Raw genomic sequence first — 20,221 nt, 5'->3', positions numbered from 1 at the left:
GTGCGGCCATTCCAAAAAAAGGCTGGCCCGTGATCATCTATTAAAGATAGATCGCGGGTCAGCCCCAATGATTCTATGGCTACTTACTTTTCAAATAATGACTTATATGCTCCGTATCCTTCACGCTCCAAATCTTCTTGAGGCACAAAGCGGAGCGCGGCAGAATTGATGCAATAACGCAAACCATCTGGACCTGGACCATCATCGAATACATGCCCTAAATGAGAGTCAGCTTCACGACTTCGCACCTCGGTACGGATCATAAAATGGCTGAGATCGGTTTTTTCTTTGACATTGTAGCTGTGCAGCGGACGGGTAAAGCTGGGCCAACCGCAACCTGCATCATATTTGTCCAATGAACTGAACAAGGGCTCTCCTGATACGATATCCACGTAAATGCCTTCACCCTCATGATCCCAAAACTCATTTTGAAAAGGGCGCTCGGTCGCGTTTTTTTGTGTTACTTCGTATTGAATAGGCGTCAGCCGATCTTTAAGATCGGATTTATCAATCTTGCCGGACCAATTTTGCTCGATAAAATCTTCACGTCCCGAACCTTTGCGGTAGCGTTTGTAATGAGCGGGGTTCTTCTTATGATAGTCCTGATGATATTCTTCTGCTTCATAAAAAGTGGCCGCAGGCAGAATCGGTGTAGCAATCGGCTTGTCGAAGCGGCCACTTTGAGCCAAAGCTTCTTTAGAAGCTTCTGCCTTGATTCGCTGCTCTTCATTATGATAGAAAATAGCCGTTTGGTAGGATGAACCTCTATCGTGAAACTGTCCACCTTCATCCGTCGGATCAATCTGCTGCCAGAAGAGCTCCAACAGTTTTTCATACGGGAATACTTGTGGGTCAAATGTAATCTGTACGGCTTCCACATGTCCCGTTGTTTCAGAACACACCTCTTCATAGGTAGGATTTTCGGTATGTCCCCCTGTGTATCCAGATCTAACCTTCAAAATACCGGGTAATTCCTCAAAAGGGGAAACCATGCACCAGAAGCAGCCACCTGCAAAAGTTGCTTTTTCTACCGTGTGTGGATTGTTGGTGCTCATATTTGTCACTCCAATCTGAGAATGTTTAATTAGTTGTTATTTAAATAGCTTACAATTAAATTATATACGAGATTTTTGCAAAATCCAACGAAATGTCAGAAACCAATCCGTAGTGTAAATGGCTATGTCCTCAAAAATCGCAATGAAACCTCCTACAGAGACGGTGGCAAACTCATCGCATTATGTTCTGTTGGCGCGTTGAAACCTTTTTCGGTAGAGTATAAAGGCGCCGCCCACCAGTGCAGTATATAGCACCAAAATGAGCAAACCGGTGATTGGGTGTTCTGCAAAGGTGCCGCCAGCATAAGCATACACCGCAATTGCGGGAAGCTTGCCAATAGCTGTACCTAGGATAAAGCTCCAGAACGGAAACCCTGCTACTCCAGCGTATACATTTACCGCTGCTTGGGGGATGACTGGAATCAGGCGAGCCAGCAGAATAGCAGCAAAAGTTTCCCTCTCCATGACTCGATTGAAGCGCTCCAATGCGGGAACCCGCTTCAAATAGGCACGTCCTTTGTCACGGAACAGGGTACGTACTGCAGTGAAAACGACCAACGCAGCCAATGTAGTGCCCAGCCAGCAAATCAGAGCACCTTGCCAGGGGCCTGCGGCATAAGCAATGGAGGCGATAATCAGCTTGTAAGGCACAAACGGAATTAGCGCGAATAAAAATGCGAGTAGTAGCAGAACTGGAAAGGAGGTCTGCTTGTCCGCCCAGGCGAGCCAATTATATCTGTAGATAAACGCGATGCAAAGCAGCGAAACATAAGCCGCAGCGAGTAGCCATTTTTTCATTTACATACCTCTTTCAATATCCCTGTTCGGCTTATCGCTTATACAGAAAAAAATAGGGTTCACATTCCCAATAATGTGTGCTATACTGCCACTAACAGAATAGTTCCCAAAGGGGAGTAGCTCAACGAGTAAAGTCGTCATTACGGGATTTTTAATCCCCGGCTTTATTGGCAACGTAATGTTGTAAGCGAGACCTTTGCCAGGATTTTAGGAATCCGGGTAAATGGTCTTTTTTTGATGCCGAATTTGGGTCAAGCGCCGTTTCCGGATTCCGTGAAATGGCGCTTTTTTAGTATAAAGCGCTGAACTATGTACAGTATAACAAATAAATAAAAAAAGGTGGGAGAAACGTATGGATTTTTTGTCAATTGAGTTTTTAACCGCATTAGTATCCATCATTATCATTGATCTGGTGCTAGCTGGTGACAATGCGATCGTAATCGGTTTGGCGGCTCGCAATGTTGATAAGGCCAATCAAAAGAAGGTCATTATTTGGGGGACGGTCGGAGCGGTCATCATTCGGGTGATTGCTACAGTGCTGGTCACGTATTTATTGCAAATTTACGGATTGCGTTTGATTGGGGGACTCGCACTTATCTATATTGCCTATAAGTTGCTGGTCGAAGAGAAAAAACATGAAATTTCGGCTACGAATCAAATGTGGGCAGCGATCCGCACGATTATTATCGCGGATACGATGATGGGCCTCGACAATGTACTTGCTGTTGCGGGAGCAGCTCATGGAAACATGCTGCTTGTTATACTGGGTCTGGCAATCTCCGTTCCAATCATGGTGTGGGGAAGTACGATTATCTTGAAGCTGACTGAACGTTACCCAGTAGTTATTACGATTGGTGCTGCTGTACTGGCTTATACTGCTGCCAAAATGGTGGTGGCGGAACCGCTGATTGCGCACTGGTTTATGAACGGGGTCGTTAAATACGGCTTTGAGGTTCTGGTTGTGGTTCTGGTTGTAGCCATTGGGATGCGTGTTAAAAAAATTAAAAGTGAAAAAACAAGAAAGCAAGCACAGCACGCCTAAGCTAACTTACACTGAAGTAAACTTAGCTGAAGCTGAACGTTCATGCCATAGAGGCTGTTCCGTTAGGTCCTCCAACTGGACCGGGAGCAGTCTCTTTTCTTTGCTTGTCAGCAGACTTCCATGTAAACTAGACAACAGATGAATGAGTGATTAGAGGTGGGAACGATATGGACAAGCAAACGAAGACAAGAGTAGCTATTGCAGGACTGGGTGGTATTGCTCGAAAAGTATACTTACCGTTACTGGCAGCACACCAAGGTGTAGATATTGTAGGTGTCATGAACCGTTCACAGGAGCCGGTGAGTTCCATTATGGAGCAATATAGGTTGCCAAGAGGAACGACAGATGTGAAGGAGCTGCTAGCATGGGAACCGGAAGCTGTATTTATACATGCTGCGACCGAAGCTCATTTTGATCTGGTTATGGCGTGTATTGAAAAAGGGATTGCCGTGTATGTCGATAAACCGTTGTCCTATGATGTTCGTCAGAATCTGGAAATGACCGCTTTTGCGGAAGCGCAGGCCGTGCTGCTGGCGGTGGGCTTTAATCGACGTTTTGCCCCGCATTATGTAGCTGCTAAAGCATGGTTAGAAGAAGCAGGTGGATTCAGTCAATGTGCGGCCATTAAACACCGTACTGGATATGACCGAAGACCGGCGGCACAGACGGTTTATGATGATTTAATTCACATGCTTGATTTGCTTTTGTGGCTGGGTGGCGATGATTATGAGCTGCTGCATAGTAGTCTGAATACGACGAGTGAAGGATATATGGAAGCTGCGTTCGGGACCGTACGTCTGGGGAATGCTACCGGAAGCTACAGTATGAGTAGACAGGCAGGAGCTGACATAGAGAAGCTGGAGCTTCACGGGGCAGGACGGTCTGTTGAAGTAACAAATATGGAACAGGCTGTTTTTATGCAAAAAAATCATTCACCACTAACGCAAGCTTTTGGAAGCTGGGATACGATTTTGGAAAGACGGGGATTCACCGGAGTCGTAAATCATTTTCTGGAGCATATTCATCGTCCAGAGGAGTGTGCTGTACGGGCTGGAAAAGTATTGGATAGCCATATGCTGGCTGACGAGCTGATCAGCCGTTTGAGTAATTAATATGGAACGTCCGAACGTGATCTTAACAGTCCAGACAGACATCAAGAATTAGGTTGAAGGAGAAATGAATGAATGGAAGAAGATAACCGTGGTAAGCAGCTAGAAGAAGCCATCATTGAAAACTATAAGCAAGAAGAAGATATGATGATCCTTGTGTTTGCGCAATGGTGTATCAATCATGGGTTGGAGCCAGAGGAACTATATAGTGAAGCATATCCGCATCAGGATAGCAACGAGCGTCTGCTACGAGTACGCAAGTTGACTGTATCGCGTGAAGAAGCGGGTGATATTCCGCTGGATACGGTATTAGGGGTACTGTCCATGTTCGGAAATGAGGACTTGGCAATGGTCGTATCTGAGGCGGCTGCGAGCCTTCCGTCGGAACGGAAATAAGACTAGCCAGAATAAAGAATATACTGTTATCATTTATGGCATCATGGACTCCACTATATTTACTTAAGACATTGTTGATGGGGAGGGTAAGCTTACGATGGAAGATATACCTGTGCCAAGTACCTGTAAAGGCTGTGAAAGAGATATCTCGATATCGGAAGAGCAAATTACCAGAATTCTAACCAACATGAGACCCAAAATGGAATGTGTAAATGATGAAGTGTACGAAGCCAGACTGCTGGCCTGCTCACAATGTGAAGAGTTAATGTCCGGGCATACATGTGGTATCAGCGGAAGTATTGTTCGTGTACGTGCTTTGGCGGCAGCTCAAAATTGTCCCAGTTACCATGGTTCACGCTGGATAGGTACAGCCTAAAAGCTACAATGCTCAGGCTCGGCTGAACCTGGATTACGGGTTAAAATAGTCATACCTTGGTCTGCCTTAATGGCAGGCTTTTTGGTTTGATTGGACATTATCTTAACGATTGACAAAAAGTAGACAATAAAATATATTAAACACGTGAAATGTTTTTGTTTAATTATTAATATTTATATTAATGTTTACTAAAAGTAATGATGCGTAAAAATTATGATCGAAAGAAAATCTTGTTATGAGTGATATTTAGGCCAAAATGAAAGCGCAAACATTTGTATGGGTGTTCCAACAATTTTAATATTTTTGGGGAGGGTTTGTTGTGAAGGGTTCTATTGTTGTTAATACCGATTGGAAACAAGGCATTATTAATAAAAACATTTATGGACAATTTGCTGAGCATCTTGGACGTTGCATTTATGAAGGCATATGGGTTGGAGAGGACTCACCGATTCCGAACACAAACGGAATTCGTAATGATGTGGTGGAAGCCTTGAAAAAGCTGAACATTCCTGTGCTGCGCTGGCCGGGAGGCTGTTTTGCCGATGAATATCATTGGAAAGATGGTATCGGGCCAAAAGAAAACCGTAAAAGAATGGTAAATACGCATTGGGGCGGTGTGGTTGAAAATAATCATTTTGGCACACATGAGTTTTTTCAATTGTGCGAACTGTTAGATGCAGAGCCTTATATTTGTGGAAATGTCGGCAGTGGTACAGTTCAGGAAATGTCGGAGTGGGTAGAGTACATGACCTTCGATGGAGAGTCCCCTATGGCTGCATGGCGTCAGGAAAACGGTCGTGAGAAACCATGGAAGCTCAAATATTTTGGAGTGGGTAACGAAAACTGGGGTTGTGGCGGTAACATGCGTCCAGAATATTATGCCGACCTGTATCGCCGCTATCAGACATATGTCCGTAACTATGGCGAGAACCGCATTTATCGGATTGCAGGTGGGGCGAATGTGGATGATTATCGTTGGACAGAAGTGTTGATGCGTGAAGCTGGGCATCTTATGGACGGTTTGAGCCTGCATAACTATACGATCCCGGGAAACTGGGAAGGGAAACGGCAAGCAGTCGGTTTTGATGAAGCGGAATGGTTCGAGACGATGAAAAAATCATTGCATATGGATGAATTGATTACTCGTCATTCAGCCATTATGGACCAATATGATCCTGACAAAAGGGTCGGACTGATCGTCGATGAATGGGGAACCTGGTTCCTGACTGAACCGGGAACCAATCCAGGCTTCCTGTATCAGCAAAATACGATGCGCGATGCACTGGTAGCTGGGCTGCACCTACACATTTTCCATAATCACCATGATCGAATACAGATGACGAATATTGCTCAAATGGTTAATGTATTGCAAGCCATGGTTCTGACTGAAGGCCCTGCTATGCTGTTGACGCCGACATACCATGTATTTGAAATGTTTAAGGTGCATCAGGATGCGCAAGCACTGGCTGTTCATGTAAAGGTAGGCGATTATGAATATGACGGAGATTCTATTTCACAAGTTAGCGTGTCCGCCTCCAAGGCGCAGGACGACAATATTCATATTAGCTTTTGCAACGTCCATCCGGGCGAGTCGGCAAACTTGAATTTGGAGCTAAGAGGACTGGAAGAGATTAAAAAGATCAGCGGTGTTGTCCTTGCCAGCGACGATATGCAGGCACATAATACGTTTGATCAGCCAGAGCGTGTGAAAAAGGAAGCTTTCACATCCTATCAGCTGCAAGGTCAGCATTTGGATGTTACACTGCCACCAATGTCGGTAGTGATGCTGACAATTGCTCCGTAAAAAACTGGGTCGTGGTATGTAAGCATTATTCACTATTATTGGTTATGAACAAAGAGAGCGTTCAGGTGAACGCTCTCTTTGTCCTACAATTGTTCGCGGTGAATCACCCTAAATTCCTTGGGTGACATACCGAAGCGGGAACGAAATACACGGTGAAAATACGTGTAATTTGCAAATCCTGACGATTCGGCGGCTTGTTCCAGTGACATGGGACTGAAAATGATTCGTTCTCTCGCCATGTTAAGCCTGATGTCCAGCGTGTACTGCATAATGCTCGTATCGAATGTTTCCTTAAACAGATGTACTGCTCGGGATACGCTGATACCGACGTGTGAAGACACGTCATCCAGTTTGAAGTTAGAGGATGCGTTTTCTTCAATATAATTTTTAATCTGATACGCAAGATAGTTATGATGAGTAGCGATAGGATGATCGGATAGCATACGGTCAAACTCCAAACATAAAATGCGTATGTAATAACTTGATATTTCCGGGTAAGGATTAGAAATACGTCGTTGCTCCATCACAAGCTGACGAAATAGGCCAAGCAGGGCTTCTGTGAGCTGAACCTTAATTCTGTTGGGTCGTTTATGATGGTTCCACCACTCATCTACCCAGGAACCACCGAAAAAAATGTGATAATCTCCACTTTCCACGACCTGCTCTCCCATGGGGTTCAACTCACTATGAATATCCAGTTCATAAGGCTCGGTAGGATTGAATAGCAGTAGGTCACCCGCCTCAATCCGTGTCATTTCCCCGTTAATGCGGGCCTGGCAGCGTCCATCTGTTTGCAAACGGAATAAATAATTTTTGATCCCATCAGGCTGGTTCGAATAAAAGGGCTTTCGATGGAAGGAATAGCCTGCGGTAAGAACCTGACAAGGCTCGACGATAGACATGATGATGACTCCTTTGGGCATATGGCTGTTTCAAATATTGACCAGATTGTTCATGTTTTAATCATATTATTCATTTTAAACGAAACAGAAATAGAATACTATGTGAACTGTAAGGCTTACATGTTAGATGAGAAAGTACATGTTGGAGGCCAAGGAGTGTGACGCGTGGAACGAATGAAGGCCGGGATTATCGGATGCGGTACTATTAGCTCGGTATATCTTGAAAATCTCCAAAAGAGCCCACTTATTGAAGTGGTGGCCGTCGCTGATTACTGGATGAGAGGGCCAAGGAGAGGGCCGATGAATTCAACATTGAAAACGTATACAAAGTGGATGAATTGCTTCGCCAGCCTGAGATTGAGCTTGTATTTAATCTGACCGTGCCTGGCAGCCATGCACGGTCAGATGTGGCGATACTAGAGGCAGGCAAGCATGTGTACAGTGAAAAGCCTTTGGCGCATTGAAATTCACGGACCATCGTGCCAATGCTGAACTGGCCTACCATGTGTTAGAAGCCATGTATGCTTTTCAGCGCTCACCATTGGATGGCAATCACATTACGATTGAAAGCACGTTCAAACCGGACGAGGATTTGTATTATGGAACAGATATAATGGAAAACTCATCTAATTAAAGAGGTGAAGGGGAATGGCTAAAGTAGGATTGCAATTGTACACAGTAAGGGAAGAGCTTGAACAGGATTTTGAAGGTACATTGCGCAAGGTAGCTGAGCTTGGCTATAAAGGGGTAGAATTTCATACCTTTTTCGGACGCAATGCCAAGGATGTCAGAGCGCTTTTAGATGAGCTGAATCTGGAAGTTGTCGGAACTCATATACAATATTCTCGTTTGCTGGATCATTTGGATGAGGAGATCACATACCACAAAGAATTGGGAAATAAATACCTAATCGTTCCTTATTTAACCGAAGAACAGCGACAGTGGGATGAACTTTTTGCTAATTTGGATCGTATTGGTGAAAAAGTGAAAAAACAGGGCTTGATACTGGCTTATCATAATCATGATTTTGAATTGACAGAAAAAATCAATGATCGCCCGGTATTCGATGCTTTATATGATGCGGTTTCCGATGATTTGTTACAGGTCGAAATGGATACTTGTTGGGTATACTATGGGGGCTATGATCCAGTGGAATACATCGGACGTTATAATGGACGCCTGCCTATCATTCACTTAAAGGATATGGCACGTGACGAGCAACAAAAAGCAGTGACTGTAGAGCTTGGCAAAGGCGAAGTGCAGCTTCAGGCCATTACAGACGCCGCTATTCAGGCAGGTGTGGATTGGATCGTCGTAGAACAGGATTTCTGCTCAAACCCTCCAATCGAAAGCATTGAAACCAGCATTAAATGGCTCCAACAATACGCAGCTCAGGGAGGAAATATTCATGTCTAAAACACTCAAAATCGGGATTATTGGTTGTGGAGGAATTGCCAACGGCAAACACTTGCCGAGTCTTGCCAAGCAGAAACGTGCAGAAATCGTCGCATTCTGTGACATCATTCAGGAGCGCGCTGAAGAGGCAGCAGAAAAGTTTGGAGTTGAAGGCTCGCAAGTTTATAGCGATTACCGTAAGCTGTTAGAAAATAAAGACATTGAAGTCGTACATGTATGTACACCCAACGACTCGCACTCGGAAATTACCGTAGCGGCGCTTGAGGCAGGTAAGCATGTGCTGTGCGAAAAACCGATGGCTAAAACTGCAGAGCAGGCACGGGAAATGCTTGATGCGGCCAACCGTACAGGTAAGAAGCTGTCTATTGCGTATCAAAACCGTTATCGTGATGATAGTTTGTATCTGAAGCAATTGGTCGAACAAGGAGAGCTTGGAGACATTTATCTGGGCAAAGCCATTGCTCTACGCCGTCGCGCGGTTCCGACTTGGGGAGTATTCTTGGATGAAGAGAAGCAGGGCGGTGGCCCCCTTATTGATATTGGCACGCATGCACTCGACCTGACACTCTGGCTGATGGATAATTACAAGCCTAAAAGCGTACTAGGTTCAACCTTCCATAAGCTAGGGGATCGTAAAGATGCAGCAAATGCCTTTGGACCTTGGAATCCTGAGGAATTTAAGGTAGAGGACTCAGCTTTTGGTTTTATTACGATGCAAAATGGAGCTACGATTGTACTAGAGTCCAGCTGGGCATTGAACGTTGTAGAATTTGGCGAAGCGAAGACGCTGTTATGCGGTACCGAAGGCGGAGCCGATATGCAGGATGGATTGCGCATTAACGGGGAAAAGAACAGCCGCTTGTTTGATACGAAAATAGATCTGGATGCAGGCGGTGTTGCCTTTTACTCTGGAGAAACGGAAAATGAAGCAGACCGCGAAGCCCGTCTGTGGATCGAATCTATTCTGGACGACAAAGAACCTCTTGTGAAACCGGAACAGGCACTGGTTGTTACTGAAATTTTGGAAGCTATCTATGAATCGGCTCGTACGGGGAAAGCTGTCTATTTTGACTAAGCCCGTAATTATCCCGAATAGACCATCATTATAATGAAAGCAGCTTTTTTCACATATGATACAGGGAGGGATTTCTTTTGAAACTTGGAGTATTTATGGTGTTGTTTGGCGGACGTTCGCTGGAGGAGGCGCTGGATTATGTGGCTTCTCAAGGATTGGATGCTGTAGAAATCGGTACAGGCGGCAACCCTGGGGATAAGCATTGTAAGCCGGATGAGTTGCTGGAGAATGATACAGCGCTCAAAAATTTCAAAAAGGCAGTAGAGTCCCGCGGACTAACGATTAGTGCGCTTAGCTGTCACGGCAATCCTCTCCATCCGCAAAAGCATTTGGCCCAGGCTGATCATGATGCGTTTCTTAAAACCGTTCGATTGGCTGAAAAGCTGGAAGTTCCAGTTGTGAACACTTTCTCTGGCTGTCCGGGTGATCATGAGGATGCGAAATATCCAAACTGGCCTGTGGCTCCGTGGCCTAATGATTTTCAGGAAGTGTTGAAGTGGCAATGGGAGAATAAAATTATTCCTTACTGGACCGAGACGGGGAAATTTGCAGCAGATCATCATGTTAAAATTGGGCTGGAGCTACACGGGGGCTTCTCCGTTCATACACCAGCGACCTTGCTTCGTTTGCGTGAAGCTGCGGGAGAGGTTATTGGTGCTAATCTGGATCCGAGCCATATGTGGTGGCAGGGAATTGACCCAGTGCAGGCGGTTCAAATTTTGGGCCGAGAGGGAGCCATTCACCATTTTCATGCCAAGGATACGACGATTGATCCGATCAATGTAAATAAATATGGACTTACCGATATGCAGGAATATACGAAAATGCTAGATCGTGCTTGGCAGTTCCGAACTGTGGGCTATGGGCATGATGTAAAAACCTGGGCAGATATTATCAGTGCCCTGCGTCTGGTGGGATACGATTATGTAGTGAGTATTGAGCATGAAGATGGTCTGATGTCCGTGGAGGAAGGCTTTACTAAGGCTGTCCACAATCTTCGCCAGGTACTAATTGAAGAACCGCTGAGCGAGATGTGGTGGGTCTAACCTAATAGGGGGAAATGTTGATGATTAACGTCACCATTTGGAATGAATTTTTGAACGAAAAGTTGAATGATGAAGCCAAACAGATATATCCTGACGGGATACACAAAGCGTTGGCTGATGGCCTGGCAGGAGAGGGATTTGCCATTCGAACAGCTACTCTGCGTGATGATGCCGAGCATGGTTTGGGAGAAGATATTCTGAATTCCACAGATGTGCTGCTGTGGTGGGGGCATAAAGCCCACGATCAGGTGAGCGATGAAGTTACGGCGCGTGTTGTCAAGCGAGTGCAGGAAGGAATGGGGTTGATCGTGCTGCACTCAGGCCATTTTTCCAAGCCATTCAAAGCCCTAATGGGCACTAGCTGTGACCTGAAATGGAGGGTGGCAGGTGAACAGGAGATTATTTGGTCGGTGAATCCGTCACATCCCATTGCAGAAGGCATAGATGCCAAAATTTTGTTGAAGCAGGAAGAGATGTATGGCGAGTTCTTTGATATTCCTACGCCGGATGAACTGGTATTTGTTAGTAACTTTGAAGGCGGCGAAGTATTTAGAACCGGATGTACCTTCCGCCGAGGTAGCGGTAAGATATTCTATTTCCGCCCAGGTCATGAGACCTATCCGACTTATTACCAGCCTGATATTTTGAAAGTTATCGCCAACAGCATTCGTTGGACTTCTCCGACAAGTATTAACAAACCAATATATGGTAGAAGTGAACCTGTAAGACCTCTCGGTGGAGTGTTGGTATAATGACAATCATCACATATGGATGAGTGTATAATGAACAGATTGATAGGCGGAACCTCTTTGGGATTCCGCCTTTTTGTATTTAACGATTTAGACATATACCTGCTGTGTTGGTTTGTTGTATAATCAGTTTTGGTCATGGCAACTTTATCGGCGCAGGTATTTAATTTAAGAAGAAAGTGTTTTCTTTCGGGATAAAGTATGCTAAAATGATATATACTAACAAAAGGAAAGCTTTATCAAACCGAAATGCAAAAGAAGGTGAAAAATTTGGAGAGTCAACCGCAATGTGCAAAAATGTGTCCGCGTTTTGAAACCGCCTTTTCATGTTTGGGCAAGCGTTGGAATGGATTAATTATTCAATCCATGATGAGCGGTCCTAAGCGGTTTAAGGATATTTCCAATCTGATTCCCACAATGAGTGACAAAATGTTATCAGAGCGGATGAAAGATTTGGAAAATGAAGGAATTCTTACACGTCATGTATATCCGGAAACTCCTGTCCGCATTGAATACGAGCTAACAACCAAAGGCCGTGCACTTCAGCCGGTTATGGAACAGATTCAATTTTGGGCTGAGGAATGGATTAGATGAGCACCAAACTAAATAAGCGTTTCTCATAGCAAAACAGCCTTTTCCTAGGAAAAAGGCTGTTTTTTTATTTTGTGTATAGGACTACTTATCCATATCACAGAAATGATGTGCATAGGTAGCACGGCTTAATAGCCTTTGACGCGCCCTGCAACTGAGAATAATGCTGCTGTTGCACGGCGGGGCACACGGGTTTGAATATCCAGCGCGGCCGAACGGAATGTACCCAGACAGGAATGGCAAAGTCTTCCTGCATAAATAGGGGAACGGCAGGACTCACAAGGATAATCGAGCTGACTGTATGTGGAGGGAAACTTGCCTGCTCTTACCCAGTCTGTGAGTAATTCTATAGGTGTGCCGGTTACATCACTGAGCTGGCGGGTATGAGTAGAAGGATGCTTCCATAGATAGTTAGAACAGCGGTCTAAGAATATATTTTCTTCCTGAATACAAGTACTACACAGGTTTCTAAGGTTCTGACGAAAAACGGAACCACATTTTGGGCAATTAGAAGTATGTATCTCCATAGAAACCAGTCCTTTGTATCGAAGTGTAGTGAAATTTTAAAATTTATTAGTTACATATTACTATGACTTTATACCTATATCAATCTTTATTTATGGAATCACTGATCTAAGTGTATGTTGGAGTCTGTGTTGACATAACTCTGTTACTTATGTACTATTACTTACATAAAGTTACTTAATGAATAAAATAAATTATTGATGACAAGGGGATCTTTATATGATGCCATCTTTATTTTTGGCCCACGGCTCACCGATGCTTGCTATTGAACAGACGGACTATACTTCATTTTTAGAGCAACTGGGGAAAAGTATTCGTCCTAAAGCGGTTGTTATCTTTACTGCTCATTGGGAAGCGCAAACGTTGACGATCAGTTCGATGGATGACGTGTACGATACCATTTATGATTTTGGTGGTTTCCCACCGGAACTGTACGCGGTGAAATATCCAGCACATGGCTCTGTCGAACTGGCCAATAAGCTGAAAAAATTATATGAACAAAAGGGTATTGACGTACAAACTGATCGGGTGAGGGGACTGGATCATGGATCCTGGACATTGTTGCATCGTATGTATCCTGAGGCAGACATTCCGGTAGTTCAGATCTCTGTAAATCCATATCTCTCGCCCAAAGCACAATATGTCATTGGTGAAGTGCTACGTGGACTGGGAGAACAGGATATTCTGGTCATTGGCAGTGGCGTGACTGTTCATAATCTGCGTATCGTCAAATGGGGAGAAACGAAAACAGAACCTTGGGCTATAGATTTTGATAATTGGATTATTGAAAAAGTGCAAAGTAGAGATATAGAGGCTTTGGATCACTATAAAAGCAAAGCACCGTATGCTCGTCAGGCTGTACCAAGAGCAGAGCACTTTGTACCGTTGTTTATTGCGATGGGGAGTGGAAATCCTGCAAACAAAGCCAAGGTCATCCATAGAAGCTATGAGATGGGGAATTTAAGTTATCTATGCTTACAGTTTTAAAAAGTGTGTTGCCAGAAGAAGGACTATTGTTAAAATGCTTCGCTACTGCTCCTGTATTAAGTAGGGAAGTGGAAATAAATTAGGGAGTGTTATAAGCTATAATGGCTTATAACACTCCCTTTTACATAAATAACGATTTATTATATCCGGCAAATCTCACGAGGGCACAATTCACAATGACATACGCCTTGCAGCATTTCCAAATCCTTGACAACAATCATGCCGTTATCGTATTCTACTGCATTTTTCTTACGTAGATCACTAAGCATCCGGTTTACGCTTTCCCGAGTCGCACCGATCATATTAGATAAGTCAGTATGAGTAATTTTCTTATGAATCAGGATATGTTCGCCGTGAGGCTCACCATAGGTATTGCATAGACGGATGAGTGTTGAACATAAAGCACCTGGCTTGCCGTACATCATCAAATCGCGGAACTTAGTCTGAGTAATACGGTGATGCGAACCCATCCATTTCATAAAGTCAATCGCAAAATCACAATGCTGGCAAATAAGCAGTTCCAGATCTGTATGATCGATTACGCCAATATCACTGTCTTCCAGAACCTCAGCAGAAAAGGAATGCTTAGTACCGAAAAATGGATCAGCTTGACCAACAAGATCGCCGCTTTGATACATATATAGAATAAGTTCCTTACCTTCATCCGTTGTTTTGGTTACTTTCACGCGTCCACGCTTAATATAAAACAGCTTATCCGCTGTATCTCCTTCCCAGAACAGATGCGAGCTTTCAGGCATAACTCGATCTTTCATCATCACTTGCAACCGGTTGAAGCTGGCCTCCGAGAAGCAACAGGTGTTGCCGCGGGCTTCCATTACATTTGTAGGGTTTCTCATCGTCCATTTCCCCTTTGTATCCTATGTTTTTTATCTGCAACTTGATCAATTCAAATTCATTATATACCTGCGCAATGCGTTTTTGGGGCAAGAAGAGGGGGTAAAAGTGGCAGAATTCCAAACTTTGTGATTTAATTCACTTCATAAAATAAAATTTTAAATAGATTGTGAAAAAAATCACAATATATCTTAGAAAGCTGTGTTACGATCAGTGCGTGAACAAGAGATAGTACACGAGATAACAGGAGGATGAGGGAAATGGCTGTTAAAAACGAGGTTATCCAAAAAGAGCAAAGCGCAGAGCAGTATATTCAAACGCTGATTGACCGGGGGAACCGGGCACAGCAAGCTTTCATGAGTATGAATCAGGAACAGATTGACGAAATCGTACAAGCTATGGCACTCGCAGGGATGGATAAACACATGTACCTAGCGAAGATGGCTGTTGAAGAAACAGGACGCGGTGTGTACGAGGACAAAATCACCAAAAACATGTTTGCAACAGAATATATCTATCATAGTATCAAAAATGAAAAAACCGTCGGTGTCATTGAGGACAATGATTTTGACAGTTTTCAAAAGATAGCAGAGCCAGTCGGCATTATCATGGGGATCACTCCAGTGACAAACCCGACTTCGACTACGATGTTCAAAGCGCTGATTGCCATTAAAACACGTAACCCAATCATTTTCGGTTTCCATCCATCTGCTCAATCGTGTAGTGCGGAAGCAGCCCGCGTCTTGCTCGAAGCAGCTGTTAAACATGGTGCTCCAGCTGATTGTATTCAATGGATTGAAGCACCTTCGATGGATAAGACCAATGTACTGATGAACCACCCTGATGTGGCGCTGATTCTGGCAACTGGTGGATCAGGCATGGTTAAGGCGGCATATAGCTGCGGTAAACCTGCTCTGGGTGTAGGCCCAGGTAACGTGCCTTGCTTTATTGAAAAAACAGCAGACATCAAGCAGGCTGTGAACGATCTCATCCTCTCTAAATCTTTCGACAACGGTATGATTTGTGCTTCCGAGCAAGCGGTTATTATCGAAGAGCCAATCTTCGAACAAGTGAAAAAATTGATGATTGCTAACGGCTGCTATTTTGTAAATAAAGAAGAAGCAGCTAAGCTCACTCAAGGAGCTATGAATGTCGAGAAATGTGCAGTGAACCCAGCTATCGTCGGGCAGTCTGCTGTGAAAATTGCTGAAATGAGTGGTATTACAGTACCAGCAGGAACTAAAATTTTGGTCGCTGAGATTGAAGGGGTAGGAACAAAATTCCCATTGTCTGCGGAAAAATTGAGTCCTGTATTGGCTTGCTATAAAGTAAAAAATGCGGAACAAGGTATTCAACGTGCTGCTGAAGTCGTGGAATTCGGGGGCATGGGCCACTCGTCCGCTATTCATTCGAACGATGAGGACGTTATCGCTCGCTTCGCAAACCGTCTGCAAACAGGACGTATCATTGTAAATGCACCTTCCACACATGGTGCGATTGGCGACATTTACAACACCAACCTTCCTTCGTTGACACTCGGTTGCGGTTCGTATGGTCGTAACTCGACTTCGTCGAACGTATCGGCAGTCAATTTGATTAATGTGAAAAGGGTGGCGAAACGGACGGTGAATATGCAATGGTTCAAAGTACCTTCCAAAATCTATTTTGAGAAAAACTCGACACAGTATCTTGCTAAAATGCCTGATATCACACGTGTAGCCATTATCACAGACCCTATGATGGTACAACTGGGATATGTAGATCGTGTTATTCATTATCTGCATCAACGCCAAACACCAGTAGCTATCGAAGTGTTCTCTGAAGTAGAGCCAGATCCATCGACAGTTACGGTAGAACGTGGTACTGAAATGATGAGACGTTTCCAACCGGATTGCATCATCGCACTGGGCGGCGGTTCCCCAATGGATGCTGCTAAAGGCATGTGGATGTTCTATGAATATCCAGATACTGATTTCAATAATTTAAAACAAAAATTCATGGATATCCGTAAACGGATTTACAAGTACCCACGTCTGGGCCAAAAAGCACAATTTGTAGCTATCCCTACAACCTCGGGTACAGGTTCCGAAGTTACATCGTTCGCAGTAATTACGGACAAAAACCTGGGCGACACGAAGTACCCACTGGCTGACTATGAGTTGACTCCTGATGTGGCAATTATTGACCCAGTGTTTGTATATTCGCTACCTAAAACAGCTGTAGCGGACACAGGTATGGATGTTCTGACACATGCTATCGAGGCTTACGTGTCCGTAATGGCTAATGACTACACAGATGGTCTGGCAATTAAAGCCATTCAATTGGTATTCCAATACCTAGAACAATCGGCTCTGACTGGTGATAAGCTGGCTCGTGAAAAAATGCATAATGCTTCTACACTTGCTGGTATGGCATTTGCTAATGCATTCTTGGGCATTAACCACAGTCTTGCACATAAATGGGGTGGACAATACCATACAGCGCATGGCCGCACGAATGCCATTTTATTGCCGCACGTCATTCGCTATAATGCGAAAAAACCGACAAAATTTGCTTCGTTCCCTAAATATTCGCACTTTGTTGCGGATGAGCGTTATGCAGAAATCGCGCGCATACTGGGACTGCCTGCACGCACCACCGAAGAAGGGGTTAACAGCTTGATCGAAGCGATCCGTAAAATGAACAAAACACTTGGTATCGAGGAATCGTTCCAACAAATCGGTTTCGATGCAAAGGATTTCGAATCACGTGTAGACTATCTGGCTGACCGCGCATTTGAAGATCAATGTACAACTGCGAATCCGAAGTTGCCACTGGTTACTGAGTTGGCTGATGTCTATCGCAATGCCTTCTACGGACGTTTTGACCAATAATATAATAGGTACGAAGAGGCTTGTGAAAAAGCATTTTCTCGTTCAATACCGATGCAGGCTCTCTATATAGAGGGCCTGTTGGTTTGGGAAGGGAGGTGAACGGCAAGGCTAAGGATATAGGCGTGAAGCTAGGGAAAATAAAGTGACAAAAATCACTCATATTGTGATTTTTGTCACATACTACACTCTATCATTATTCTACAATAAGGGTGTAAGAAAGGTCCCGACACTGAGCGTAAGGCATCGGTGAAAAGGCCGGGCTCAAGAAATAGCTTTATCGTGAAAAAAATCACAAGTCCGGAAGACCAAACAATTTGGAGGGATTTACATGTCGGTGATTGAGAGAGAATTACAAGAGCAACAATCTGGCTGGAGAGGTTTTAAAAAAGGCAAATGGACTAAAGAAGTCAACGTCAACGATTTTATTGAAACTAATATCTTACCTTATGTTGGCAATGAAGAATTTTTGGTTGGTCCTACCGCCAACACAACTGCATTGTGGGATATTGTATCCGATCTTACTAAAAAAGAGCTGGCAAACGGCGGCGTGCTTGATGTAGACGTGAATACGCCATCCACTATTATTTCACATAAACCGGGTTATCTAGACCGGGATAAAGAGCAAATTGTCGGTGTACAAACAGATGCTCCATTCAAACGCTCTTTGCAGCCGTTTGGTGGAATTCGGATGATGATCGACGCTTGTAAAGCCTATGGTTTTGAAGTACCAGAAAGTATCATTGATATCTTCACTCATATTCGTAAAACTCACAACCAAGGTGTATTTGACGCTTATACAGATGAAATGAGAGCAGCCCGTAAAGCTGGTATCATTACTGGTCTGCCAGATGCATACGGTCGTGGTCGTATTATCGGTGACTATCGTCGTGTAGCTTTGTATGGTGTAGCCTTCTTGATCCAAGATAAAAAGCTGCAACTGAAAAGCCTTGAAGTTGATTCCATGGAAGAAGACGTAATTCGTCTTCGTGAGGAAATTTCCGAACAAATTCGTGCTTTGAATGAACTGAAACAAATGGCTGCTGAGCACGGTTTTGATATTTCCAAACCTGCTAACAATGCGAAAGAAGCTTTCCAATGGGTATATTTTGGATATCTTGCAGCAATCAAAGAACAAAATGGTGCAGCAATGTCCTTAGGACGTGTATCTTCCTTCCTTGATATTTACTCTCAACGTGATATGGAAGAGGGTACAATGACAGAAGAACAAGCTCAAGAACTGGTCGATCATTTTGTTATGAAATTGCGTATTGTTAAGTTCTTGCGCACACCTGACTATAATGAACTGTTCAGTGGAGATCCAACTTGGGTTACTGAGTCCATTGGTGGTATGTCCGTAACTGGAGAAACTCGGGTAACTAAAAACAGCTTCCGTTTCCTGCACACCCTCTACAATCTGGGACCTGCACCGGAGCCGAACCTGACTGTACTGTGGTCGGAAAAATTGCCTGAAGGCTTCAAAAAGTATTGTGCGAAAGTTTCTATTGAGACTAGCTCCATTCAGTACGAAAATGACGATCTGATGCGTCCAATTTATGGAGACGATTATGGTATTGCTTGTTGTGTATCGGCAATGAAAATCGGTAAGCAAATGCAATTCTTTGGTGCTCGTGCCAACTTGGCTAAAGCTCTGCTGTATGCAATTAACGGTGGTAAAGATGAAAAATCTGGCGTTCAAGTAGGGCCTGAATTCCCAGCCATTACAGGTGAAGTTCTGGATTATGAAGAAGTGTTGAGCCGCTTCAAACCTATGATGGAATGGTTGGCAAAACTGTACATGAACACTTTGAATGTTATTCACTACATGCATGATAAATATAGCTACGAACGCATTGAAATGGCGTTGCATGATCGTGATATTCTCCGTACCATGGCTTGTGGTATTGCGGGTCTGTCAGTTGCTACCGACTCCTTGAGTGCCATTAAATTTGCAAAAGTTAAACCAATCCGTAACGAAAAAGGGATTGCTGTTGACTTTGAAATTGAAGGCGAATACCCTTGCTACGGTAACAACGATGACCGTGTAGATAACATCGCTGTGGAACTGGTAGAAAGCTTCATGAGCATGATTCGCAAGCATAAAGCTTATCGTAATGCGGTTCCTACTCAATCTGTACTGACTATTACTTCCAACGTGGTGTACGGTAAGAAAACAGGTACAACACCGGATGGACGTAAAGCAGGCGAACCGTTTGCACCAGGGGCAAACCCAATGCACGGCCGTGATAAAAAAGGTGCTTTGGCATCTCTGAGTTCCGTAGCCAAATTGCCTTATGAACACAGTCTGGATGGTATCTCGAACACCTTCTCCATCGTGCCTAAAGCACTGGGTAAAGAAGAAGAAACACGTAAAACAAACCTTGTTTCGATGATGGATGGCTACTTTGGAAGCCACGCACATCATCTGAATGTCAATGTGTTTGCTCGCGAACAACTGTTGGATGCAATGGAGCACCCAGAAAACTATCCACAGCTTACGATTCGTGTTTCCGGCTATGCCGTTAACTTTATCAAGCTGACTCGTGAACAACAATTGGATGTTATTAACCGTACTTTCCACGGTACAATGTAAATAAGTATTACAATGACGCACGCATAGCGGAT

18 protein-coding genes and 1 pseudogene are annotated in these 20,221 nt (G+C 44.1%); 15 read left to right on the top strand and 4 right to left on the bottom strand.

Annotation, left to right across the window (positions count from 1 at the left end; genetic code table 11):
- Positions 1-83: 83 nt before the first annotated feature.
- Both msrA and ACYCSE_RS25435 read right to left on the bottom strand, forming a co-directional pair.
- Positions 84-1,055 carry a peptide-methionine (S)-S-oxide reductase MsrA gene (msrA, locus tag ACYCSE_RS25440; protein ID WP_459700545.1) on the bottom strand — a complete coding sequence of 324 codons (972 nt, stop codon included), beginning with the start codon at positions 1,053-1,055 and terminating at the stop codon, positions 84-86.
- Between the two features lie 180 nt (positions 1,056-1,235).
- Positions 1,236-1,853, bottom strand: a complete 618-nt coding sequence (locus ACYCSE_RS25435; RefSeq protein WP_459700543.1) for a TVP38/TMEM64 family protein — start codon at positions 1,851-1,853, stop codon at positions 1,236-1,238.
- A 352-nt stretch (positions 1,854-2,205) separates the two neighbouring features.
- Between ACYCSE_RS25435 and ACYCSE_RS25430 the strand changes: the two genes are divergently transcribed.
- From ACYCSE_RS25430 to ACYCSE_RS25410, 5 genes are all read left to right on the top strand, one after another.
- Positions 2,206-2,895: a TerC family protein gene (locus ACYCSE_RS25430; RefSeq protein ID WP_025722249.1), complete on the top strand. Its 690-nt coding sequence runs from the start codon at positions 2,206-2,208 to the stop codon at positions 2,893-2,895.
- A gap of 167 nt (positions 2,896-3,062) precedes the next feature.
- A complete protein-coding gene (locus tag ACYCSE_RS25425; RefSeq protein WP_254325360.1) occupies positions 3,063-4,007 on the top strand; it encodes a Gfo/Idh/MocA family protein in 945 nt (314 codons plus the stop codon).
- Between the two features lie 72 nt (positions 4,008-4,079).
- Positions 4,080-4,400 carry a hypothetical protein gene (locus ACYCSE_RS25420; protein WP_061829046.1) on the top strand — a complete coding sequence of 107 codons (321 nt, stop codon included), beginning with the start codon at positions 4,080-4,082 and terminating at the stop codon, positions 4,398-4,400.
- Positions 4,401-4,497: 97 nt separating this feature from the next.
- Entirely contained in the window at positions 4,498-4,776 is a 279-nt protein-coding gene (locus ACYCSE_RS25415) for a hypothetical protein (RefSeq protein ID WP_029517224.1), read from the top strand.
- Between the two features lie 319 nt (positions 4,777-5,095).
- Complete coding sequence (locus ACYCSE_RS25410) at positions 5,096-6,580, top strand: alpha-N-arabinofuranosidase (protein WP_459700539.1); 1,485 nt, start codon at positions 5,096-5,098, stop codon at positions 6,578-6,580.
- A gap of 83 nt (positions 6,581-6,663) precedes the next feature.
- On the opposite strand, the gene ACYCSE_RS25405 is transcribed toward ACYCSE_RS25410, so the two are convergent.
- Positions 6,664-7,482: an AraC family transcriptional regulator gene (locus ACYCSE_RS25405; RefSeq protein WP_061829048.1), complete on the bottom strand. Its 819-nt coding sequence runs from the start codon at positions 7,480-7,482 to the stop codon at positions 6,664-6,666.
- A 165-nt stretch (positions 7,483-7,647) separates the two neighbouring features.
- Between ACYCSE_RS25405 and ACYCSE_RS25400 the strand changes: the two are divergent.
- The 8 genes and pseudogenes from ACYCSE_RS25400 to ACYCSE_RS25365 form a co-directional block, all read left to right on the top strand.
- Positions 7,648-7,940: pseudogene (locus ACYCSE_RS25400) on the top strand (Gfo/Idh/MocA family protein); the annotation flags it as partial.
- 2 nt (positions 7,941-7,942) lie between these two features.
- Positions 7,943-8,116, top strand: a complete 174-nt coding sequence (locus ACYCSE_RS25395; RefSeq protein ID WP_459700537.1) for a hypothetical protein — start codon at positions 7,943-7,945, stop codon at positions 8,114-8,116.
- A 14-nt stretch (positions 8,117-8,130) separates the two neighbouring features.
- Entirely contained in the window at positions 8,131-8,898 is a 768-nt protein-coding gene (locus tag ACYCSE_RS25390; protein WP_459700535.1) for a sugar phosphate isomerase/epimerase family protein, read from the top strand.
- On the top strand, positions 8,891-9,973 hold the full coding sequence (locus ACYCSE_RS25385; RefSeq protein ID WP_061829050.1) for a Gfo/Idh/MocA family protein: 1,083 nt from the start codon (positions 8,891-8,893) through the stop codon (positions 9,971-9,973). Before ACYCSE_RS25390 ends, ACYCSE_RS25385 begins: the two co-directional genes overlap by 8 nt.
- A gap of 77 nt (positions 9,974-10,050) precedes the next feature.
- Positions 10,051-11,019: a sugar phosphate isomerase/epimerase family protein gene (locus ACYCSE_RS25380; protein WP_348622913.1), complete on the top strand. Its 969-nt coding sequence runs from the start codon at positions 10,051-10,053 to the stop codon at positions 11,017-11,019.
- 20 nt (positions 11,020-11,039) lie between these two features.
- A complete protein-coding gene (locus ACYCSE_RS25375; protein WP_322171439.1) occupies positions 11,040-11,771 on the top strand; it encodes a ThuA domain-containing protein in 732 nt (243 codons plus the stop codon).
- 246 nt (positions 11,772-12,017) lie between these two features.
- Positions 12,018-12,362 carry a winged helix-turn-helix transcriptional regulator gene (locus tag ACYCSE_RS25370; protein WP_071641521.1) on the top strand — a complete coding sequence of 115 codons (345 nt, stop codon included), beginning with the start codon at positions 12,018-12,020 and terminating at the stop codon, positions 12,360-12,362.
- Positions 12,363-13,103: 741 nt separating this feature from the next.
- Positions 13,104-13,871: a DODA-type extradiol aromatic ring-opening family dioxygenase gene (locus tag ACYCSE_RS25365; RefSeq protein ID WP_250261059.1), complete on the top strand. Its 768-nt coding sequence runs from the start codon at positions 13,104-13,106 to the stop codon at positions 13,869-13,871.
- Positions 13,872-14,011: 140 nt separating this feature from the next.
- Here the strand turns inward: ACYCSE_RS25365 and ACYCSE_RS25360 are convergent, their stop codons facing one another.
- On the bottom strand, positions 14,012-14,728 hold the full coding sequence (locus tag ACYCSE_RS25360; RefSeq protein ID WP_013310849.1) for a Crp/Fnr family transcriptional regulator: 717 nt from the start codon (positions 14,726-14,728) through the stop codon (positions 14,012-14,014).
- Between the two features lie 258 nt (positions 14,729-14,986).
- Between ACYCSE_RS25360 and adhE the strand changes: the two genes are divergently transcribed.
- Entirely contained in the window at positions 14,987-17,599 is a 2,613-nt protein-coding gene (adhE, locus tag ACYCSE_RS25355; RefSeq protein WP_235309532.1) for a bifunctional acetaldehyde-CoA/alcohol dehydrogenase, read from the top strand.
- Between the two features lie 328 nt (positions 17,600-17,927).
- Positions 17,928-20,189 carry a formate C-acetyltransferase gene (gene pflB, locus ACYCSE_RS25350; RefSeq protein WP_061829055.1) on the top strand — a complete coding sequence of 754 codons (2,262 nt, stop codon included), beginning with the start codon at positions 17,928-17,930 and terminating at the stop codon, positions 20,187-20,189.
- Positions 20,190-20,221 lie beyond the last annotated feature (32 nt).

It is taken from the genome of Paenibacillus sp. SEL1 (assembly GCF_054602535.1).
The sequence above is the reverse complement of the archived record's forward strand: the minus strand, read 5'-3'. Positions and strand labels throughout refer to the sequence as shown.

Coding starts and splice junctions, on each gene's coding strand:
- msrA (WP_459700545.1), bottom strand. CDS start 1,055: ATGAGCACCAACAATCCACACACGGTAGAAAAAGCAACTTTTGCAGGT.
- ACYCSE_RS25435 (WP_459700543.1), bottom strand. CDS start 1,853: ATGAAAAAATGGCTACTCGCTGCGGCTTATGTTTCGCTGCTTTGCATC.
- ACYCSE_RS25430 (WP_025722249.1), top strand. CDS start 2,206: ATGGATTTTTTGTCAATTGAGTTTTTAACCGCATTAGTATCCATCATT.
- ACYCSE_RS25425 (WP_254325360.1), top strand. CDS start 3,063: ATGGACAAGCAAACGAAGACAAGAGTAGCTATTGCAGGACTGGGTGGT.
- ACYCSE_RS25420 (WP_061829046.1), top strand. CDS start 4,080: ATGGAAGAAGATAACCGTGGTAAGCAGCTAGAAGAAGCCATCATTGAA.
- ACYCSE_RS25415 (WP_029517224.1), top strand. CDS start 4,498: ATGGAAGATATACCTGTGCCAAGTACCTGTAAAGGCTGTGAAAGAGAT.
- ACYCSE_RS25405 (WP_061829048.1), bottom strand. CDS start 7,482: ATGTCTATCGTCGAGCCTTGTCAGGTTCTTACCGCAGGCTATTCCTTC.
- ACYCSE_RS25390 (WP_459700535.1), top strand. CDS start 8,131: ATGGCTAAAGTAGGATTGCAATTGTACACAGTAAGGGAAGAGCTTGAA.
- ACYCSE_RS25385 (WP_061829050.1), top strand. CDS start 8,891: ATGTCTAAAACACTCAAAATCGGGATTATTGGTTGTGGAGGAATTGCC.
- ACYCSE_RS25375 (WP_322171439.1), top strand. CDS start 11,040: ATGATTAACGTCACCATTTGGAATGAATTTTTGAACGAAAAGTTGAAT.
- ACYCSE_RS25370 (WP_071641521.1), top strand. CDS start 12,018: ATGCAAAAGAAGGTGAAAAATTTGGAGAGTCAACCGCAATGTGCAAAA.
- ACYCSE_RS25365 (WP_250261059.1), top strand. CDS start 13,104: ATGATGCCATCTTTATTTTTGGCCCACGGCTCACCGATGCTTGCTATT.
- ACYCSE_RS25360 (WP_013310849.1), bottom strand. CDS start 14,728: ATGAGAAACCCTACAAATGTAATGGAAGCCCGCGGCAACACCTGTTGC.
- adhE (WP_235309532.1), top strand. CDS start 14,987: ATGGCTGTTAAAAACGAGGTTATCCAAAAAGAGCAAAGCGCAGAGCAG.
- pflB (WP_061829055.1), top strand. CDS start 17,928: ATGTCGGTGATTGAGAGAGAATTACAAGAGCAACAATCTGGCTGGAGA.